Source organism: Janthinobacterium violaceinigrum, from assembly GCF_009208555.1.
GTDB lineage: Bacteria > Pseudomonadota > Gammaproteobacteria > Burkholderiales > Burkholderiaceae_D > Janthinobacterium > Janthinobacterium violaceinigrum.
Window position 1 is genome coordinate 134,327 of the sequence record NZ_WFLI01000008.1, and the last position, 18,152, is coordinate 152,478.

The following is an 18,152-nucleotide window of genomic DNA, read 5'->3' on the forward strand; positions in this document are numbered from 1 at the left end:
CCTTTACAATTGACTGCCAGCATGCTCCACACTCCCGATGCCTTTGTTCCCCTGATCGATGCGCCCGAACCGGCCCCGGCCTTTGACCTGACGCTCACGTTTGTGTTTCACCGGGGGCGGCTGCTGTTGCGTACGCCCCAGTTGCTCTTGCCCACAGCCGTCGAGGTGGTGGCGCTCGGCATCGACTTGAGCCGCGCCCAGCCCGTGGGCCTTTGGCAGGGCCGCTATTGCCAGACCGTCTGGGCCGATGAGGAAGCGTTGCCCGCCGATGGCGGCCTGGCCTGGCATGGCATGCGCAGTTTGTTCAATGCCGTCGACGACGGTTTCCTGGGCTTGGCCAGCCGCGCCGTGCAGCTGGCCGAATGGGCGCGCACGCACCGCCATTGCGGCGTGTGCGCCACGCCCATGCAGCGCATGCGCGGCGAGCGCTGCTTTACGTGCGCCGCTTGCGGCATGCTCGCGTACCCGCGCATTTCGCCCGCCATGATGGTGTTGATACGCAAGGGCGACCAGGTGCTGCTGGCCATGCACAAGCACTCGCCGTCGCAACGCTTCAGTCCGCTGGCCGGTTTCCTGGAAGCGGGCGAATCGATCGAGGAAGCCGTGCACCGCGAAGTGATGGAAGAGGTGGGCTTGCGCGTGCACAATCTACAGTACTTCATGAGCCAGTCCTGGCCGTTTCCCCATTCGCTGATGATCGCGTTTACGGCCGACTACCTCGATGGCGACATCCGCCTGGACGAGAACGAGATCGCCGAGGCGCGCTGGTTCGGCCCCGGCGACGCGTGGCCGGAAGCGACGTCCAGCGTGTCGATTTCCGCGCTGCTGGTGCAGGCGCACCGTCCGCCGGCGCAGTAGGAAAGCAGCGGCTGCTCAGGCAGCCTGCCACATTTTCTATATACTGGCGGCAATTGCAAATTTTAGGGTGTTTTAGCATGTCTCAAGAAGAATTCTCCGAAAACGACTGGCGCCGGCTGATCAGCAGCTTTGGCGAAGACCCGCAGCGTCCTGGCTTGCTGGAAACGCCGGCGCGCGTGGCCAAGGCCTGGAAGCACTGGACGTCGGGCTATGGCCAGGATCCGGTCGATTTGCTGAAAGCCTTCGAAGACGGCGCGGAGCAGTACAACGAGCTGATCGTGGTGCGCGGCATCCCCGTCTACAGCCATTGCGAACACCACCTGGCGCCGTTCTTCGGCAAGGCCACCATCGGCTACGTGCCCAATGGCAAGATCGTCGGCCTGTCGAAGCTGACGCGCCTGGTCGACTGCTTCTCCAAGCGCCTGCAAGTGCAGGAACGCATGACGATGCAGATCGCCAATGCGCTGATGGAAGTGCTGGAACCGAAGTCGGTGGGCGTGGTCGTGCGCTGCCGCCACCTGTGCATGGAAAGCCGCGGCATCCGTACGCCGGGCGAAGAAACCATCACCTCGGCCATGCTGGGTGAGATGCAGCCGAACCTGGCGCTGCGCACGGAATTCCTGGCCCTGGCGCGCGAAAGCTGATTTTCGGCGACGATGCAGGACGAAGGCGGCTGATGCCGCCTTTTTTTATGGCTTGCCCGATTCCCGTTCCGCCAGGTAACGGGCGGGCGGCTTGCCCACGGCCTTGCGGAACATGGTGACAAAGCCACTGGTGTTTTCGTAGCCGAGTTCCAGCGCCACCGCTTTCACGCTGTGGCCTTGCGCCAGCCGCTGCAAGGCCAGGATGACGTGCAATTGCCGGCGCCAGCGGCCCACGCTCATGCCCATTTCCTCCAGGGATTGCCGGGTCATGCTGCGCTCGCTCATGCCGATGCGGCTGGCCCATTCGGCCAAGGTGCTTTTATCGGCCGGCTGCGCCAGCAGCAGGGAAGCGAGGCGGCGCAGGCGCGCATCGCGCGGTATCGGCAAATGCAAGTCTTCCACGGGCGCGGCCGCCAGCTCATCGAGCAGAGTCGCCACCAGGCGTTCCTGCGCGCCGTGCAGCGCATACAGGGTGGGGAAACTGGCCGCCTTGGCGATCAGTTCGCGCAGCAGGGGCGAGACGGCCACGGTGCAGCAGACGGCCGGCAGGGCCGGCGCCATGGCTGGCTCGACAAACAGGCAATAGCATTCGGCTTCGCCCACGCCCTGCGCCGCATGCATCAGGCCGCCCGGTATCCACACGGCGCACTGGGGCGGCACGATCCACACGCCGCTTTCTACCTCGCAATGAATCACGCCCCGCGTGGCATACAGCAGCTGTCCCTTGCGGTGCTGGTGCGGCGCCTGCTCCGCGTCTTCGCGCACACTGGCCAGGCCCACGGCCAGCAGCGGGCGCAGCACGCCATCGACGTCGAAATCGAAGATGGAGGCGGCGGCGTCCAGGCCCAGGTGGGCCGTCAGCATGCTGGGCAACAATGGATGGGGCATGCGGTGTTGGCTGGATTGAATAATATTGTGGCTATTTTATGCAATGACGCGCAACGCCGCCAACGGTATCGTGTGGCTATCCGCAGCCCCGCTTCAACGGCAACCGCCGCCGCCAGTGTTCTGATGAAGGTGAGGAGGAACGGCAACCCCTTGAAGGAGTCATCCCATGCAACTCGATTTTTCCACATTTCCCCTCGTCTGGATGCGCCGCGACAGCGCGTCCAGCCTCCAGGCCGATGCCTTGTTCGCGCAATTCGACGCGCTGCTGGCGCGCCGGCAGGCGTTTGTCATCCTCAGCGAGGAAGGCTTTGACGAAGACGGGCATGAGCACCCGCAGGAAGAGCGCAAGCGGGCTTCACTGTGGATGAAGCAGAACAAGGCTGCCATCCGCGCCTATATCCAGGGCATGGTGCTGGTCGAACCGAGCGCCGCCAAGCGCCTGGCCGGCAAGGCCTTTGCCGTTTTATTCGGCAAGTTCTGGGGCTATCCCCTGCATTTCGGCACCAGCCGCGACGACGCGCTCGACATCGCCCAGCATTTGCTCAAGGCGTGGCTGCCCCCGCAACTGCCGCCGGGCGACGGCAGCACGGCCGCGCATCAGTAGCGGTATTCGCTGACCAGATGCTTGGTGAAGTTGTACTTGCTGCCGCCGTCGAGCAGGTCGACCAGGCGTTTCGGTGCCGAGGCCGACATGAAGGCGTCGGCTGCGCCGCCCGTGCTGCGGAACTTCATGCCGGGGCTGAGGATCTGGTTGGCGCCGATCTTCAGGTGCTGGAAGCTCTTGGTCTTTTCATTGTTGAGGATGAAGTGCAATTCCTGCTTGAAGGTCAGGAAGGGAATCTTCAGCCACCAGCCTTCGTCCGTGCCATAGCTGGCGACGCTGGCAAAGTGCGTGTTCTTGTCCGTCAGCGTGGGTTTGCCCAGGCGGTCGTTGATGCGTTTCATGGCTTCATTCTTGGTCATGCTGTTCTTTCGTGTGTCGATCTATGCGGCGTGCATTCTGACACAGGCGCGCCGCCGCGTGCCGGGGAATGCATCACAGTAGCAAAATCAGCGAGCCGAGCACGATCAGGCCGCCACCGAGGGCCCCTTTCAGGGTGAACGGCTCGCCCAGCACCAGCCAGCCGGCCAGCATCACCAGCGCCACGCTGAGCTTGTCGACGGGCGCCACCAGCGAGACGGGTCCCAGTTGCAGCGCGCGGAAATAACATAGCCACGACAGCCCCGTGGCCACGCCCGAGGCGATCAGGCAGGTCCAGCCCACCCAGTTGCCGCCGCTGGGGCGCTGCCACTCCGCGCGCAGCGAGATGATGGCGGCCGTCACCAGCAGGATGACGCCCGTGCGTATCAAGGTGGCCATATTGCTGTTCAGGTGGGCGACGCCCAGCTTGCCCAGGATGGCCGTCAGGGCCGCAAACACGGCCGACAGGATGGCAAAGCCTTGCCAGCTCATGGTGGTCGACATGGCACTCCTTGCGCGGTGGGGAATGGCAATGACTGTAGCGTAAAAGAACGGCGGCCGCTGGCCCATTTTTATTGCAACGCAACACCAATTCTCATCAATTGTCGCAACGCATTAACAACACCGGGAAAAATTCATTGCTTCCCGGCATTGTAAATATTGGTCGTTCGAGCGTATGCTGGAGCAGTCTGAACGGTGCCGCCAGAGCACCGTCGCCGCCGCATTCCTGGCCTGCAGAGCTGGAAGCGGGCCACGCCCCATCGCCGCAAATAGATAGTTGGAGACACAGCATGAAGAAATTGACGTTCCAGCAGAAGTTATGGATTCCCCTGATTTGCAGCCTGTTGTGCATCACCGTTATTTTTGTCTATAACGCCCTGGAAATTCGCAAGATCCGCATCGAAGAGCGCAGCGCCGACCTGAGCAATGCCGCCGACCTGGGCCTGGGCGCCGTCAAGATGTTCGGCGACCTGGCCGCCAGCGGCGCCCTGACGAAGGAAGAGGCGCAAAAGCAGGCCACGGCCGTCATCAAGAGCATGCGCTTTGGCGAGACCGGTTATTTGTCCATCATCAACCTCGATGCCGTCGTCGTGATGAATCCCGCCGCGCCGCAAACCAACGGCAAGAACATGTCGGATTTCAAAGATGCCAACGGTACCTATCTGTACCGCGACATCGTTACCGTCGGCAAGAGCGATGCGGGCAAGGGTTTCGTCCACTATTATTTCCCCCGTCCGGGCCAGAAGAATCCGGAACCGAAGATGAGCCGCGTGGTGGCCTACAAGCCGTGGGCCTGGACCCTCGTCGTGGGCGTGTACATGGACGATATCGACGCGGCCTTCCGCCAGTCGCTGATCACTTCGCTGGGCGTGCTGCTGCTGGTGTGCGCCTTGCTGGCCGCCGTCGTCGTGGCCATCAACCGCAGCCTGCGCCATGCGCTGGGCGGCGACCCCGAGTATGCGGCCGACGTGGCCGAAAAGATCGCCAACAACGATTTGAGCGGCGCCGTGCGCACGCATGCCAACGACCGCCACAGCGTGCTGTATGCGATGAAAACCATGCAGGCCAACCTGGTCGACGCGATCAGCGAAATCCGCCACAGCGCCGAGACGATTGCCACGGCATCGAGCGAGATTGCCAGCGGCAATATGGACTTGTCGGCGCGCACGGAAATGCAGGCCAGTTCGCTGGAAGAAACGGCCGCCTCGATGGAGGAACTGACCTCGACCGTGACGCAAAACGCGGGCAACGCCGTGCAGGCAAATGAGCTGGCGCAGTCCGCTTCCGCCGTGGCCCGCCAGGGCGGCGCCGTGGTGGCGCAAGTGATCGGCACCATGGACACCATCAACGCTTCGTCGCGCAAGATCGTCGACATCATCGGCGTCATCGATGGCATCGCGTTCCAGACGAATATCCTGGCCTTGAACGCGGCCGTGGAAGCGGCGCGCGCGGGCGAGCAGGGACGCGGCTTTGCCGTCGTGGCGTCGGAAGTGCGCAATCTGGCCCAGCGGTCCGCTGGCGCGGCAAAGGAAATCAAGGAACTGATCGGCGCTTCCGTCGACAGCATCGCGGCCGGCAGCACCCTCGTTGCACAGGCGGGCACGACGATGGATCAGGTGGTCGCGTCCGTCTCGCGCGTGACCGACATCATGGCCGACATCACGGCTGCCTCGCACGAGCAAAGCACGGGCATCGGCCATGTGAACCAGGCCATCACGGAAATGGATAGCGTGACGCAGCAAAATGCGGCCCTGGTGGAAGAGGCGGCGGCAGCGGCGTCCAGCATGCAGGACCAGGCGGCCGTGCTGGCGCAGCTGGTGGCGCGCTTCAAGCTGTCGGCGCAGGAGCCGGGGACGGCGCCGCGCCTGGCGGCCGCTTCGGCTGCCGCGCCGCGCGCCGTGGCAAGAAAGCCGCTGCGCAGCCTGGCGGCGCGCTAGAAGTTTCGCCCAGGACTTATTGGGCGGGTGCCGCCGCTGGCGGCGCCGGCTCGAATTCCAGCTTGTCATCGACGACCACGAATTGCCCGACTGGCTGGCCCAGGTCGGCTTTCGGGTCGTTTTCCATTTCCGTCAGCTCATTGCAGGTATTCGTTTCCGCCTGCCACAGCTGCTTGCCCATGCGGATATTCCACACACCCTCGCCGGCCGCAAACAGCTCGACCTTGATGTCGGCTGGCGCATCCGTCGACAGCGTATGCAGGCGCTGGCATTGCGGCAGATTGGTGGCCATCAGCTGCACTTCCACGGTATCTTGCCAAAAATAACGTTGCTGGCGGCGCACGGTCAGCGAGTGGTCCTGGCCGTCGAACAGGTAGATGGCGAAGTCCTGGACACAGCCTGACAGCAGGACGGACAGCATGACGATCAGGAGTTTGCGCATGGTCGGCTTTCTTTGTTTGTGCTCTGGAATGTCGGGATGCCTGCGTGAGGCTGCGAGTGGGCGCTTGCCTCGCTTGGGCGCCGTCTTGTTTTTCGCTTACGTGGCATTATATCCATGCACACCAGTTGCGGCGCGACAATAGTTTTGCAGAGTCCGCCCGCTTTACTTATCTACCTGGAAAGACCACGATGATCGACCTCTATTACTGGACCACGCCCAACGGGCACAAAGTGACGATGTTCCTGGAAGAAGCGGGCATCCCGTACACGCTCATTCCCGTGCATATCGGCAAGGGCGAGCAGTTCACGCCCGAATTTCTCGCCATTGCGCCGAACAACCGCATCCCCGCCATCGTCGACCAGGCGCCGGAAGATGGCGGCGCGCCCCTGTCCCTGTTCGAGTCGGGCGCCATTCTGCAATACCTGGCCGAGAAAAGCGGGCAATTCCTGCCGGCCGATGTGCGCGGCCGCGCCGAGGTGATGCAATGGCTGTTCTGGCAAATGGGCGGACTGGGTCCCATGGCCGGGCAAAACCACCATTTCGTGCAATATGCGCCCGAGCCCATCGAGTATGCGATCACGCGCTACGTGAACGAAACGAACCGGCTATACGGCGTGCTGAACAAGCGCCTGGCGGACCGTGCATTCGTGGCCGGCGACAGCTATTCCATCGCCGATATGGCGATCTACCCGTGGATCGTGCCGCATGCGCGCCAGCGCCAGAAGCTGGAAGATTTCCCGCACCTGGCGCGCTGGTTCGCGGCCATTGCCGCCCGTCCCGCCACCGTGCGTGCGTATGCGCGGGCGGCCGAGATCAATGTGCAGCCCACCGTCAGCGAGGATGCGAAAAGCGTGCTGTTCGGCCAGACGGCGAAGACGGTGGCGTGATCGACGGTCAGTTTCCTCGGTAAGTGGAAAAACCGAAAGGACTGAGCAGCAGGGGAATGTGATAGTGCTGGTCGGTCTTTTCCACGTGAAATTGCACGGGGATTTCCGGGAAGAAGGTTTCCTGTTTCAGCCGCGCATAGTGCTCGCCGGTTTTAAACACGATGCGATAGTCGCCCGCCTGCATGGGCGTATCAACGGGATACATGGCTGCGATGCGCCCCTGCGCATTCGTCACGGCGCGGCTCAATTGCTTCCAGTCATCTCCCTTCTTTTGCTCCAGGGTCACCGTCACGCCCGGCGTCGGCTGGCCGCTTTGCAAGTCGAGGATGTGCACGCTCAAGGGATTGGCGGCGGCCAGGGCCGTGCTGGACAGGCTGGCGAAAGCCAGGGCGGCGGTGATTTTTTTCAGACAGGTCATCGTTGTATCCTTCAAAGGGTGGGGGAATCGAGTTCGGGGAGGGCGGCCAGCGCCGCCTGGGCGCAGGCGCGGTCTTGCAGGGCGCCACCGCCACCGGCAACGCCGATGGCGCCGACCACGTGCCCCAGCGCCATCAATGGCAATCCGCCGCCCAGCAGCAACAGTTCCGGCACGGTGCTCAGGTTGGCCATGTCGGGATGGGTGCGGGCTGCCACGGCCAGCGCATAGGTATCGCTTTTGGTGGACAAGGCCGTGTACGCCTTGCGCCGGCTGGCTTCCGTGTTGTGCGGCCCGACGCCATCGGCGCGCTGCACGGCGACGACATTGCCGCCATGGTCCAGTATGGTGACGACGATGTGCCGGCCTTGCGTCTGGCACGCGGCCATGGCCGCGTTGGCCAGCTTGTTGGCCGCCGCCAGCGACAGGTCATTGATACTGCGCAATTGCGCGTGGGCGGGACTGGCCAGCAGGCACAGCAGGGTACTGCCGAGTAACAGGGTTTTCATGTGGCGTCCAGAGAATCAAGTGACGCCAGTATGGCCAGGCCTGCCCTACGGGAAGATGATCGCCGCATGACATTTTTATCATCCGCGGCGGCGTGCGTGCGGCGTAAAATGGGCTCATCTTCCCATTAGAAAGCCGCCATGCGCATCCTGGTCATTGAAGACGAACCGAAGACGGGCGACTATCTGCTGCGCGGCCTGGCCGAGTCCGGTTTCACGGTGAGCCTGGCGCGCAACGGCCGCGACGGCCTGCACATGGCCGGTAGCGAGGCGCCCGATTTGATCGTGCTCGACGTCATGCTGCCCATCATGGATGGCTGGCAAGTCTTGCGCGCGCTGCGCCTGCAGGAGGGCGGCGCGGATGTGCCCGTCATCTTCCTCACGGCGCGCGACGAGGTGCAGGACCGCGTCAAAGGGCTGGAACTGGGCGCCGACGATTACCTGGTGAAACCGTTTGCGTTTGCCGAACTGGTGGCGCGCATCCGCACCCTGCTGCGCCGGGGACCACCCCGCGAAGACGACGTGATCCGCATCGGCGACATGGAAATCGATGTGATGAAACGCAAGGTCAGCCGGCAAGGCCAGCGCATCACCCTGACGGCCAAGGAATTCGGCTTGCTGCATTTATTGGCGCGGCGCCAGGGCGAAGTGCTGTCGCGCTCCATCATCGCCTCGCAAGTGTGGGACATCAATTTCGAGAGCGATACCAACGTCATCGACGCGGCCATCCGCCGCCTGCGCAGCAAGCTCGACGATCCGTTCGAACCCAAGCTGATCCACACCTTGCGGGGCATGGGCTATGTGTGCGAATTGCGCGCGCCCACTGCTCCCGACAGCGGCGCGGCCGCATGAAGCTGGCGCAACTCCGCCGCTCGCTGACCCTGCGCGTCACGCTCGTGTTCGTGCTGATCGTGGCGCTCGTGTCGGCCGGGCTGGGCATGCATCTGTACCGCTCGTTCGTCGCGGAAATCGAACGCCGCGACGATATCTTGTTGCTGGGTAAATTGCGGCAGATCCAGCAGCTATTGGGCAATGCCGGCACCCTGGACATCATCCGCGAGCGGCCCCAGTATTTCCGCGACACCATGAGCGGGCAAGAAAATTCCCTGGTCCGCATCGTGCGCGCCGATGGCACGCGATTGATCGATGTCAATCCGCACGGCGAGGCGGTGGCGCATCCTGTGCCCGTGGCCGTCGATGCCCCCGTCACGGCTGGCGACATCGTCAGCTGGACCAGCCGCGACGGCTATCCTGCCCGGGTCGTGGCGGCCAGCGCGCGCATTGGCGACCCCGCGCAGATGGCCGATATTTCCGTCGCCCGGGTCTACGGCGACCGTACGGCCATGTTTGCCGCCTACCGCTGGCAGATCGTCGTGTCGGTGGCCGTCAGCGCGCTGGTGGCGGCGCTGCTGGCCAGCGTGATGCTGTTGCGGGGACTGGGGCCGCTGCGCAATATTGCCGCCCATGCGGCCTTGGTGCGGCCGGGCAAGCTAGGCCAGCAGCTGGAGGCACGTGGCGCGCCCACGGAACTCCTGCCCCTGATTCAGGCGCTCAATGCCATGCTGGCGCGGCTGCAGGAAGGGTATGCGCGGCTGTCGCAGTTTTCCGCCGACCTCGCGCATGAATTCCGCACGCCCGTGACCAATCTGCTGGGACAAAGCCAGGTCATGCTGGCCCGTCCCCGCAGCGCGCACGAGTATGAACAGCTGGTGTCGTCGAATGTGGAAGAGCTGGAACGGCTGTCGCGCATGATCGACAGCATGCTGTTTCTGGCGCGTGCGCAGCAAGATGAAATGGTGCTCGTCAAGCAAGTCTTGCCCGTGCAGGACGAGTTTGTGCGCCTGGCCGATTTCTTTGAAGGCTTGACCGAAGAGCGGGGGCTGGCGCTGGCCTGCCACGGCAGCGGCGAGGTCACGGCGGAACCGCAACTGCTGCGCCGCGCGCTGGGCAATTTGCTGTCGAACGCGATCCGCCACGCGGCGCCGGGCAGCACCATCCTGCTGCGTTCGCACGCGACGAACGAGGGCGTGGAATTGAGCGTGAGCAACCTCGGTCCCGCCATTCCCGCGCGCCACTTGCCGCACCTGTTCGACCGTTTCTACCGCGCCGACCCCGCCCGCAGCGATTCGGCCGCTTCCACGGGCCTGGGCCTGGCCATCGTCACGGCCATCATGCAATTGCACGGCGGCAGTGCGACGGTGGCGTCCGACGCGGCCGCCACGACGTTTACCTTGATGTTTCCGCTCCAGCAGCGCGGCGCGTAGGCCGGATTAGGCGGGGCCGCCGAGGCCAAGGGCCGTAATCCGACGCAGTGTTGGCGGCAGCGTAGATGTCGGATGACGCACGGCGTTGCCGCACCAATCCGACCTGCGCAGTAACGCATTGCCGTCAGCCCATCTCCACCAAAAACTCATGCATGCCCGTATGCGGCAATTGCGCGCACGCGGATGTAAAGTGCGGCAGCTGTCCCCACAGCAGCGGGTTGCCGACGACGTACACATGATGCTGGGCGCGCGTGAGGGCCACGTTGAGCAGGTTCGGCGTGGCGGCTGCCCATTGCGCGGCGCCGGCCGTGCTGTCGTCGGCGCCGAGGACCAGCATCACCACGCTTTGTTCCTTGCCCTGGAAGGTGTGCACGGTGCCTACCATCTGGATGCTCCACTGGCGCAATTCGCGCGCCGTCGGCGCCTTGCCATAGCCGAGGCGGCGGTCCCAGTCCATATCGATGATGCGCGAACGCAATTCGTTGCGCACAGCCTTGAAGGGCGTGATCACGTACATGTCCGGCAACTTGCCGTCGCGGCGGTACAGTTTCAGCAGCACTTCCAGCACGAAATCGAGCTGCACGGGCACCACCTGCTTGTAGCTGACGGGGCCAGCGGCGTCGATCCAGCGGCTCGGGCCCCGCGTGAGCCCACGCGCGCCGGCCGGCGGCGTGCGCTCAGCCAGCCCGTAGACCATCTTGTCTTCGTAGGCGATGCTGTTGGCCAGCGAAAACATCGGTTCCACGCAGCGGCGGTGCACGCGCAGGGGGCTGCCTATCCACAAGGGTTTTTCGCTGCTGGCGCCGACGACGGCGCCATAGCGGTTGGCCTTGTCGGCCAGGGTCTGCACGGAAACGGCCGTTGGCGCGTAACTGCCATCGCGCGTGTGCGGCGACAGGGCGGACAAGGTTTGCACGAGGCGGCCCGGCACCGTGAACACGGGTTCGATCTGCAGCGGGTCGCCCACGACGACGGCGCGCTTGGCGCGCCACAGGCTGCCCAGCGCCGTTTGCGGTGGTGCCTGGCCCGCTTCATCGATGAACAGCCAGCCCAGCGATTCGGGACCCATGCCCTGGAACTGGCGCGCGAACGAGGCGAACGTGGTCGACACGACGGGCACCACCATGAACAGGCTGTGCCACACCATGGCGATGTGCGACTGGTCGTAGGCGCGCTTGTTTTTCAGCAACTTGGAGACGGCCAGCAAGTTGCCGCCAAATCCAGGTCCGCCTTTTTTTGCCACCTCGGCCAGCCAGGCTTCGTGCAGGGCCAGGGCCTTGGAAAACAGGCGCGAGCGCAGGCGGGCCAGCGCCGGTTCATGCCACAGGCCGCCAATTTGCAGGGCATCGCCGTCCAGCTCGTCCAGGGTGGCCGGCGCGATGATAGTGGGAAAGCGCATGCGCGCGCGGCGCAGCAGTTCCGTGCTGTCATCCCATTCGCGCTGGCGCGACTGCGCCGTGCGCAGGGCAATGTGCAGGCTGTTGCGGGCGCGCTCGCAGCGCGGTTCCAGTTCGCCCTTCAGCAGCAGCTTGATGGCGGAGACGTCGCGCGCAGCCTGGCGTTGCGCTTCGGCATTGGCCACGACGGCGTCCTTGTAGGCACGCGCCGGGGCCGTGCGGAACAATCGGGCAAAGAAGCCGGGTTGCGTCAGCGCCACCAGGCGTTCTTCTTCCAGCAGTTCCTTCTTGCTGGCAAGCAGGGTGTCCTGCTGCGCCAGCGCGCCGGCCAGGGCGCCGTTGGCTGCATCCATTTCGTGCTCGGCGGCAATCAGCGCGTGCTGGCTGGCCTCGATGAAATCGGCTTCCGTGCACGTGCCCACGGCTTGCCACAGGGCAGCGTACTGGGCATGCTCGGCCAGGGCCTTTTCCACCACGTGTTCCGTTTCGCGAAACTCGCGGGCCGCCTGGGCAAAGCTGACGCCCTGGTAGCTGGCCAGCCATTGGCGGATATTCTGCGCGTTTGGCGTCTTGCGTGGCGTGTTTTTGTCCCAGTCGTCGTCATAGAAATTGCTGACGAAGCGGCGGCGGTTCGCGTTGTTGCCCAACGCGCAGGACATCAAGCCCCATGGCGCTTCCTGTTCGGCCAGGGCGCGGTTGGCGCCATTGCCGTCGGCCACGACCCGGCGCGCCACGCTTTCGAAATAGCGCGTGCGTGCCCATTCCTTGCCCAGTTGCTTGGGTTTAGGTAAATCGCCAGAAATATTTTCCACCGCCGCATTGTTCGACGAGGCGACGACCATTTCAAAGCCCGTCAGTTCCGGGCGCAAGCGGGCGATGGTGATGGGGTCGCGCACGCCTTCGAAAGCCACGGCCACCTTGCCGATGAAGGCGTCGGCAGCGCGGTCCAGGCAGGACAGCACGGCGGCGCGGCGCACGATGTTGTCGGCGAACAATTCACGCAATAACGTCGTCTTGCCCGTGCCCGGCGGGCCGTTGACGGAAAAAATGCCCCGCTCGTGCAAGCCCGTGCGCGCGCCGTGGATGGCGAACTGCTGCATCAGGCTCATGGCGTAGCTGGCGTCTTCCAGCCAGTGTCCACGGTTCATGTTGGCGGGATTGAGCATGGCGGCCAGCGCCTGGCGTCCGGCCGGGCTGTACAGGTCGATGCGCTCATCCTGCGCCAGCGGCGTCAGATAGGCGGCCACGGTGGCTGGCAGCTTGCCGCCGCGCAAGGCGCGGATGATCTGCTCCAGGTCATCGAGGTAAAAACTGTTGAGGATATCGATGCGTGGTTCCACCGCGTCGCCAAAGTCCAGGGTGCGGTTCTGGCTCGTTTCCGCCAGGTCGGCTTCCGTCACGGCCGCGCGTTTCTTGCGCGTGCGCAATTCCAGTACGGCCAGCGGCTGGCCTGCCGACGGGTGGAAGCCGGCCCAGTCGCGCAGCAGGTCGGCCAGCGCGGCGATCTCCATGCCGGACAGGGGAGACGAGACATTGCCGGCTTCGTCTGTTATCTGCTGCGCCGCGCGGCTTGCCGCGAAGTTGCGCAGGCTGTCTTGCAGCGCCAGCTGGCTGCCGCTGAAGGCGTCCAGGCTCAGGCCCGACCAGTCCGGCGTGCGGGCGCGGCCCAGCGCCCACGGCAAGGTCGACACGGATACGGGATCGAACTGCGGCTCGCCCAGCGCATTGAGGGACAGGCGGGCAAAGCACGAGCGTCCCAGCAATTCTGTTTTTTCTGTTTCGGCAATGTTTTCCGGGCCGATGGGGGCGGGACAGGCCTTGTTGATTTCAGCCTTGTCGAACACGCCGAGGAACAGGCTAAAGCCGTCGATTTCGCGGTCGGACGGGACTTGCCATTGCGTGGCGAACTGCGGCGGCAAGTGCGCCAGCTGTTCGCGGTGGAGGAGACGCACGGTGGACTGGTCTTCAACGTCCGTGATTTGATTCAGGTCAAACGGGATAAAGAATTCGATCTTGTGCCAATACTCCAGGATAGCCAGGAGGCGCTGCTGTTCTGCCTGATTCATGATGACCAATATTTTGTAAAGCGAGCGAGGATTGTAAAGCGTATGCGCGGTGCACGTTTTGCACTTTTGTCTATTGCGCGGCCTTTGCCGCAAAAAAAGTGCGGTTTGCAGACGAAAAAAAGCCAGGCAGCAACTTCCTGCCTGGCCTGCGCGTCGAGGGGACGTGCTTATTGCTTAAAACTCTTCCCATTCGCTCTCGGCGCCGGCAGTGTTGCGGCGCGCCGGTGCGGCGGCCACGGCCTGGCGCACGGGCGCCTTGCGGGCCACGGGACGCGCCGGCGCGGCGATACGGCTGCGGGCGGCGGCCAGTTTGACGGCGGGTTGATGTGCTGCAACGGCGTTGCCCGTCTTGAAGAAGCCCACCACATGCGCCAGCTCGCCCGCCTGTTCCTGCATGCTTTGCGAGGCGGCTGCCGCTTCTTCCACGAGGGCCGCGTTTTGCTGCGTCACTTCATCCATCTGGGCAATGGCCATGTTGATCTGTTCGATGCCGATGGTCTGCTCGTGCGTGGCGGACGTGATTTCGCCCATGATGTCGGTGACGCGCACGATGCTGTCGACGATGTCGCCCATGGTCTGGCCCGCTTCATTGACGAGGCGCGAACCCGTGTCCACGTTGGCGACGGAGGCGGCGATCAGCTCCTTGATTTCCTTGGCGGCCGAGGCCGAGCGGTGCGCCAGGTTGCGCACTTCCGTGGCCACGACGGCAAAGCCACGGCCCTGTTCGCCTGCGCGCGCCGCTTCCACGGCCGCGTTCAAGGCAAGGATGTTGGTCTGGAAGGCGATGCCGTCAATGACGCCGATGATGTCGACGATCTTGCGCGACGATTCATTGATGGTGCCCATGGTGTCGACCACTTGCGAGACGATGCTGCCGCCGCGTACGGCCACTTCCGACGCGCTTTTCGCCAGCTGGTTTGCCTGGCGTGCATTGTCCGCATTCTGTTTCACGGTCGACGTCAGTTCTTCCATCGACGATGCCGTTTCTTCCAGCGAACTGGCTTGCTCTTCCGTGCGCGACGACAGGTCGAGGTTGCCGGCGGCAATTTCGCTCGACGCCGTGGCGATGGCATCCGTGCCGTGACGCACTTGCGCCACCACGCCCAACAGGCTGTCGTTCATGGCTTTCAGGGCGCCCAGCAGGCGGCCCGTTTCATCGCTGGAATTGACGACGATGTGCGAGGACAAGTCGCCCGACGCCACGGTTTCGGCCACGCTGACTGCCGCATTGATGGGGCGGGTGATCGAGCGCGTGATGATCCACGCCACGAAGGCGCCCAGCAGCACGGCCAGGCTGCCCAGGGTAAGCATGAAGGCGCGCGCGCTGGCGCTCAGCGTCTCGGCGTCCGTTGCCGCCTGCGCCGCCTGCTCGCCCTCATACGCGACCAGGCTGTCGAGCGCGCCCAGTACGCGTTTCAGGCTCGGTGCCGCCTGCTGCGTCAAAAAGGCGATCGCTTCTTCCGTCTGGCCCGCATTGCGCAGCTCGATGACCTTGTTGTTCAGCGGCGCGCCCGATTTCAGGGCCGCGTCCAGTTCGGCCATCAGCGCCGTTTCCTTGTCCGTCGAGATTTTCTTTTGCAAGGTTTCCTTGGCGGCGCCGTATTTCTTGCGCGCTTCGCCGATCTTTGCCAGTTCCGCCTGCACCAGCGCTTCCGTCGGCGCCACCACCACGCTGGTGATCGCCAGGGTAATGTTGCGCACGTTGTCGCTCATGGTGTTGGCGGCCGCCATCTTGACGTTCTTGTCGGCCACGATGTCGTGGGTACGTGCGCTCAGTTGTCCCATGGAATACAGGCCGACGAGCAAGACGGCCACCAGCAGGCCGAGGACGACAGCAAATCCGATCCCGAGCCGGGTGCCGATTTTGAATTGTGTGAGTGACATGATTGCTTTCGTGTTACGGAAGTGAGGGAAAACGTCGACAGGCCAGGGCTACGGGTTTATACGTAAGGGCGGCCAGCCTGTAATTGTTCCTCAAAATTCCGCACTGCAATACAAATACTTGTATCAAGTCCCCGAAAAGTTAAAAAATTGGTAGCAAATGAAATAAGTTGTCGTGTGGAAACAACGAGCGCGGCGCCAGCCGGAAAAATCAGCGCTGGGGAAACACGTGGCTGGCCAGGAAATCGATGAAGGCGCGCAGTTTTGGCGTCAGGTGACGGACCGGTCGGCACGCCAGCCGGGGCTGGCACTGGCGGTGTTTGGCGCTGGGCGTGATCGCGCTGAAAGCGTGGTGCTACCGCCGGCCGTCAGCTTTCGATATGGTTGGGGATGCAAAACAGTAGATCCGTATCGCCGAGGTCTACGCCCGCTTGCGACAGCAGGGTGCTGGCCTGGCCCCGGTGGTGCGTCTGGTGGTTGAAGAAATGCATGAGCAGGCTGAAAAACTCGCGCCGGTTCGGGCCCTTGCTGTTGCGGTAATCGAGCAAATGGTCGAGGTCGGTTTCCGTGATGGAAGCGGCCCAGTCCACGATGACCTGGTCCAGCCACAACCGGTGCGCATGCATGGCGGCAAAGTCCTCGGCCGCGAACAGCGGGTGCGTGAGCGAGGAGGGCGGCGTGATGGCGCGGATGGGATCGAGCAGGGGAAAGCCGGCCGGGTGTTTCGCGTAGCGCTGCAGCCACAGGGTATCGCCCACCATCACGTGGTTCAGGGTGGCCAGCAGCGAGCCAAAGAAGGCGCCCCGCTCGCGCCGCAGTTCTTCCAGCGGCAGGCCGGCGGCCGCCGCGTAGACCTTGGCATTCATCCACTGGTTGTAATCGGCCATCAGGCAAATGTGGGCGCAACGGCTCATGGTGATTCCTCCAGTGGTTGTCTGTCGTATGTTAAACGGATTTCAGGAACGCGCGTATGCCAGCGAGCAACATTTCAATGGCCATCGCCGTCAGGATCAAGCCCATCAGGCGTTCAAACGCCGTCATGACTCTTGGACCCAGCGCCCGCTGCAAGCGTTCGGCGCACAGGAAGACGGCCAGCCAGACAGCGGCCACGGCCGTCAAGCCCGCCACGTGGGCGATGACGTCGTTCATTTCATGCGAGGAAAACAGCAAGACGGTCGCCAGGGCCGACGGGCCGGCCAGCGCGGGGATGGCCAGCGGCACGATGAACGGTTCGCCGCCCATCTCGTGGTCGCTATTGCCGGCGCTGGGCTGCGGAAACACCATGCGCATGGCGATCAGGAACAGGATCACGCCGCCGCCGATGCGCAGCGCGACTTCCGACAACTGCAAGGCGTTCAGGAAGTGGCGGCCGAAGAACATAAACAGCAGCAAGATACCGAAGGCGATCATGCATTCGCGCACCACGACTTTCCAGCGCCGCTCGACCGGTACCCGTTTCAGGGCATTGACGAACAGGGAAACGTTGCCGAACGGGTCGGTGACAAGCAAGAGCAGGATAAAAGTCTGGAAAAAATTCTGTGTCATGGTGATGTGATTGAGGTCAGCACCGCTGCCAGGATGGGCGCGCTGCGATAAGGCTTGCGATGATAACAAGAGCGGCGACTATCGCCCATGATTATTGATGCATAGCAGCATTTTTTTTACGCGGCGATGACTTTTGCCTGGTAAAACGCCGTCGGCGTGGTGCCGAAATGCTTTTTGAACATGGCCGCAAACGCGCTCTGGCTCGTGTAGCCGTTGTCCATGGCCACGTCGATGACCTTGCTGCCGTGCGCCAATTGTTCCAGCGCCCGCAGCAGGCGGGCCTGCTGGCGCCACTGGCCGAAGCGCATGCCCGTCTGTTTCTGGAACAGCCGGTGCAGGCTGCGCTCGGTGATCGCCAGTTCCTGCGCCCAGTGCGCCACCGTCTGCTGTTCGCCGGGCTGTTCCATGAGCCGCGCGCAAATGCCGCGCAGGCGCGCGTCAAAGGGCAAGGGCAGATACAGGGGCAGCACGGGCAGGCTGTCGAGCTCATGCAGCAGCAATTGCAGCAAATGCCAGTCGCGGCTGCCTTCCGTGAAATCGGGCGCGATGTCGACGGCCGCCACGATCAATTGCCGCAGCAGGGGACTGATGTCGAGCACGCAACTGTGGCGCGGCAACAGCGGTGAGCTGGCGCAATCGATGAAGACCGTGCGCATCTTCACGGCGCCGCTCATGCGTACCTGGTGCGCGATGCCGGGCTGCAGCCACACGCCGCGCGTGGGCGGCACTACCCAGCGCCCGCCCTGCGCCTCGATGGTCATCACGCCCTCGATGGCATACAGCAATTGCGCATGCGTGTGGCGGTGCACGGAAATCACATGGCCGTGCGCATAGTCGATGGCCAGCGCCATGGCGCGCGCCGTGACGGGCAGCAATTCCTGAAACGCGGGAGCGGTGCAATCCATGAAAATAAGGTCAGTTTTGCGATAGGTGTGGACATCTTAGCGCGAGAAGGCGCGG

18 protein-coding genes are annotated in these 18,152 nt (G+C 63.7%); 7 read left to right on the top strand and 11 right to left on the bottom strand.

What is annotated here, in order from left to right; translation table 11 throughout:
• Positions 1 to 21 precede the first annotated feature (21 nt).
• Entirely contained in the window at positions 22 to 858 is an 837-nt protein-coding gene (gene nudC / locus GCN75_RS09340; protein ID WP_152282283.1) for an NAD(+) diphosphatase, read from the top strand.
• A 77-nt stretch (positions 859 to 935) separates the two neighbouring features.
• Positions 936 to 1,502 carry a GTP cyclohydrolase I FolE gene (gene folE, locus GCN75_RS09345; RefSeq protein ID WP_034754386.1) on the top strand — a complete coding sequence of 189 codons (567 nt, stop codon included), beginning with the start codon at positions 936 to 938 and terminating at the stop codon, positions 1,500 to 1,502.
• Between the two features lie 45 nt (positions 1,503 to 1,547).
• On the opposite strand, the gene GCN75_RS09350 is transcribed toward folE, so the two are convergent.
• A complete protein-coding gene (locus GCN75_RS09350) occupies positions 1,548 to 2,366 on the bottom strand; it encodes an AraC family transcriptional regulator (RefSeq protein ID WP_152282353.1) in 819 nt (272 codons plus the stop codon).
• A gap of 190 nt (positions 2,367 to 2,556) precedes the next feature.
• Here GCN75_RS09350 and GCN75_RS09355 point away from each other — a divergent pair, with 190 nt between their 5' ends.
• Positions 2,557 to 2,994 carry a hypothetical protein gene (locus GCN75_RS09355; RefSeq protein WP_152282284.1) on the top strand — a complete coding sequence of 146 codons (438 nt, stop codon included), beginning with the start codon at positions 2,557 to 2,559 and terminating at the stop codon, positions 2,992 to 2,994.
• On the opposite strand, the gene GCN75_RS09360 is transcribed toward GCN75_RS09355, so the two are convergent.
• Both GCN75_RS09360 and GCN75_RS09365 read right to left on the bottom strand, forming a co-directional pair.
• Positions 2,988 to 3,353 carry a hypothetical protein gene (locus GCN75_RS09360; protein WP_152255945.1) on the bottom strand — a complete coding sequence of 122 codons (366 nt, stop codon included), beginning with the start codon at positions 3,351 to 3,353 and terminating at the stop codon, positions 2,988 to 2,990. The two genes, GCN75_RS09355 and GCN75_RS09360, sit on opposite strands and share 7 nt — an antisense overlap.
• Before the next feature lie 73 nt (positions 3,354 to 3,426).
• Positions 3,427 to 3,855 (bottom strand): EamA family transporter, encoded by a 429-nt coding sequence (locus tag GCN75_RS09365; RefSeq protein WP_211552158.1) that lies wholly within the window; start codon positions 3,853 to 3,855, stop codon positions 3,427 to 3,429.
• Between the two features lie 287 nt (positions 3,856 to 4,142).
• Between GCN75_RS09365 and GCN75_RS09370 the strand changes: the two genes are divergently transcribed.
• Positions 4,143 to 5,789, top strand: coding sequence for a methyl-accepting chemotaxis protein (locus GCN75_RS09370; protein WP_152282285.1), 1,647 nt, complete (start codon positions 4,143 to 4,145; stop codon positions 5,787 to 5,789).
• Positions 5,790 to 5,805: 16 nt separating this feature from the next.
• Here the strand turns inward: GCN75_RS09370 and GCN75_RS09375 are convergent, their stop codons facing one another.
• Positions 5,806 to 6,231 (bottom strand): YdgH/BhsA/McbA family protein, encoded by a 426-nt coding sequence (locus GCN75_RS09375; RefSeq protein WP_152282286.1) that lies wholly within the window; start codon positions 6,229 to 6,231, stop codon positions 5,806 to 5,808.
• Between the two features lie 188 nt (positions 6,232 to 6,419).
• On the opposite strand from GCN75_RS09375, the gene GCN75_RS09380 reads away from it, so the two are divergent.
• Positions 6,420 to 7,118 carry a glutathione binding-like protein gene (locus GCN75_RS09380; protein WP_152282287.1) on the top strand — a complete coding sequence of 233 codons (699 nt, stop codon included), beginning with the start codon at positions 6,420 to 6,422 and terminating at the stop codon, positions 7,116 to 7,118.
• Between the two features lie 7 nt (positions 7,119 to 7,125).
• Here the strand turns inward: GCN75_RS09380 and uraH are convergent, their stop codons facing one another.
• Both uraH and GCN75_RS09390 read right to left on the bottom strand, forming a co-directional pair.
• Positions 7,126 to 7,536 carry a hydroxyisourate hydrolase gene (gene uraH / locus GCN75_RS09385; RefSeq protein ID WP_152282288.1) on the bottom strand — a complete coding sequence of 137 codons (411 nt, stop codon included), beginning with the start codon at positions 7,534 to 7,536 and terminating at the stop codon, positions 7,126 to 7,128.
• 11 nt (positions 7,537 to 7,547) lie between these two features.
• Positions 7,548 to 8,042: a GlcG/HbpS family heme-binding protein gene (locus GCN75_RS09390; protein WP_152282289.1), complete on the bottom strand. Its 495-nt coding sequence runs from the start codon at positions 8,040 to 8,042 to the stop codon at positions 7,548 to 7,550.
• Positions 8,043 to 8,180: 138 nt separating this feature from the next.
• On the opposite strand from GCN75_RS09390, the gene GCN75_RS09395 reads away from it, so the two are divergent.
• Both GCN75_RS09395 and GCN75_RS09400 read left to right on the top strand, forming a co-directional pair.
• A complete protein-coding gene (locus GCN75_RS09395) occupies positions 8,181 to 8,891 on the top strand; it encodes a heavy metal response regulator transcription factor (RefSeq protein ID WP_152282290.1) in 711 nt (236 codons plus the stop codon).
• The gene (locus GCN75_RS09400; RefSeq protein ID WP_152282291.1) at positions 8,888 to 10,303 is read left to right on the top strand and encodes a heavy metal sensor histidine kinase; all 1,416 of its coding nucleotides are present in this window, start codon (positions 8,888 to 8,890) and stop codon (positions 10,301 to 10,303) included. Before GCN75_RS09395 ends, GCN75_RS09400 begins: the two co-directional genes overlap by 4 nt.
• Positions 10,304 to 10,427: 124 nt before the next feature.
• Here the strand turns inward: GCN75_RS09400 and GCN75_RS09405 are convergent, their stop codons facing one another.
• The 5 genes from GCN75_RS09405 to GCN75_RS09425 all read right to left on the bottom strand — a co-directional run bounded on the left by GCN75_RS09405 (position 10,428) and on the right by GCN75_RS09425 (position 18,097).
• Positions 10,428 to 13,766 carry a DEAD/DEAH box helicase gene (locus tag GCN75_RS09405; protein ID WP_226941223.1) on the bottom strand — a complete coding sequence of 1,113 codons (3,339 nt, stop codon included), beginning with the start codon at positions 13,764 to 13,766 and terminating at the stop codon, positions 10,428 to 10,430.
• A gap of 174 nt (positions 13,767 to 13,940) precedes the next feature.
• On the bottom strand, positions 13,941 to 15,650 hold the full coding sequence (locus GCN75_RS09410; RefSeq protein ID WP_152255953.1) for a methyl-accepting chemotaxis protein: 1,710 nt from the start codon (positions 15,648 to 15,650) through the stop codon (positions 13,941 to 13,943).
• Between the two features lie 365 nt (positions 15,651 to 16,015).
• A complete protein-coding gene (locus tag GCN75_RS09415; RefSeq protein ID WP_152282293.1) occupies positions 16,016 to 16,561 on the bottom strand; it encodes a DinB family protein in 546 nt (181 codons plus the stop codon).
• Positions 16,562 to 16,592: 31 nt separating this feature from the next.
• Entirely contained in the window at positions 16,593 to 17,192 is a 600-nt protein-coding gene (locus GCN75_RS09420) for a MarC family protein (RefSeq protein ID WP_152282294.1), read from the bottom strand.
• A 116-nt stretch (positions 17,193 to 17,308) separates the two neighbouring features.
• Positions 17,309 to 18,097 (bottom strand): AraC family transcriptional regulator, encoded by a 789-nt coding sequence (locus GCN75_RS09425; RefSeq protein ID WP_152282295.1) that lies wholly within the window; start codon positions 18,095 to 18,097, stop codon positions 17,309 to 17,311.
• Positions 18,098 to 18,152: the final 55 nt, after the last annotated feature.

Bases quoted from the DNA above. Each gene is read 5' to 3' on its own strand.
- uraH (WP_152282288.1), bottom strand. From the start codon at position 7,536: ATGACCTGTCTGAAAAAAATCACCGCCGCCCTGGCTTTCGCCAGCCTG.
- GCN75_RS09410 (WP_152255953.1), bottom strand. From the start codon at position 15,650: ATGTCACTCACACAATTCAAAATCGGCACCCGGCTCGGGATCGGATTT.
- GCN75_RS09395 (WP_152282290.1), top strand. From the start codon at position 8,181: ATGCGCATCCTGGTCATTGAAGACGAACCGAAGACGGGCGACTATCTG.
- GCN75_RS09405 (WP_226941223.1), bottom strand. From the start codon at position 13,766: ATGAATCAGGCAGAACAGCAGCGCCTCCTGGCTATCCTGGAGTATTGG.
- GCN75_RS09375 (WP_152282286.1), bottom strand. From the start codon at position 6,231: ATGCGCAAACTCCTGATCGTCATGCTGTCCGTCCTGCTGTCAGGCTGT.
- GCN75_RS09365 (WP_211552158.1), bottom strand. From the start codon at position 3,855: ATGTCGACCACCATGAGCTGGCAAGGCTTTGCCATCCTGTCGGCCGTG.
- GCN75_RS09400 (WP_152282291.1), top strand. From the start codon at position 8,888: ATGAAGCTGGCGCAACTCCGCCGCTCGCTGACCCTGCGCGTCACGCTC.
- GCN75_RS09355 (WP_152282284.1), top strand. From the start codon at position 2,557: ATGCAACTCGATTTTTCCACATTTCCCCTCGTCTGGATGCGCCGCGAC.
- nudC (WP_152282283.1), top strand. From the start codon at position 22: ATGCTCCACACTCCCGATGCCTTTGTTCCCCTGATCGATGCGCCCGAA.
- GCN75_RS09415 (WP_152282293.1), bottom strand. From the start codon at position 16,561: ATGAGCCGTTGCGCCCACATTTGCCTGATGGCCGATTACAACCAGTGG.
- folE (WP_034754386.1), top strand. From the start codon at position 936: ATGTCTCAAGAAGAATTCTCCGAAAACGACTGGCGCCGGCTGATCAGC.
- GCN75_RS09425 (WP_152282295.1), bottom strand. From the start codon at position 18,097: ATGGATTGCACCGCTCCCGCGTTTCAGGAATTGCTGCCCGTCACGGCG.
- GCN75_RS09360 (WP_152255945.1), bottom strand. From the start codon at position 3,353: ATGACCAAGAATGAAGCCATGAAACGCATCAACGACCGCCTGGGCAAA.
- GCN75_RS09420 (WP_152282294.1), bottom strand. From the start codon at position 17,192: ATGACACAGAATTTTTTCCAGACTTTTATCCTGCTCTTGCTTGTCACC.
- GCN75_RS09380 (WP_152282287.1), top strand. From the start codon at position 6,420: ATGATCGACCTCTATTACTGGACCACGCCCAACGGGCACAAAGTGACG.
- GCN75_RS09370 (WP_152282285.1), top strand. From the start codon at position 4,143: ATGAAGAAATTGACGTTCCAGCAGAAGTTATGGATTCCCCTGATTTGC.
- GCN75_RS09350 (WP_152282353.1), bottom strand. From the start codon at position 2,366: ATGCTGACGGCCCACCTGGGCCTGGACGCCGCCGCCTCCATCTTCGAT.
- GCN75_RS09390 (WP_152282289.1), bottom strand. From the start codon at position 8,042: ATGAAAACCCTGTTACTCGGCAGTACCCTGCTGTGCCTGCTGGCCAGT.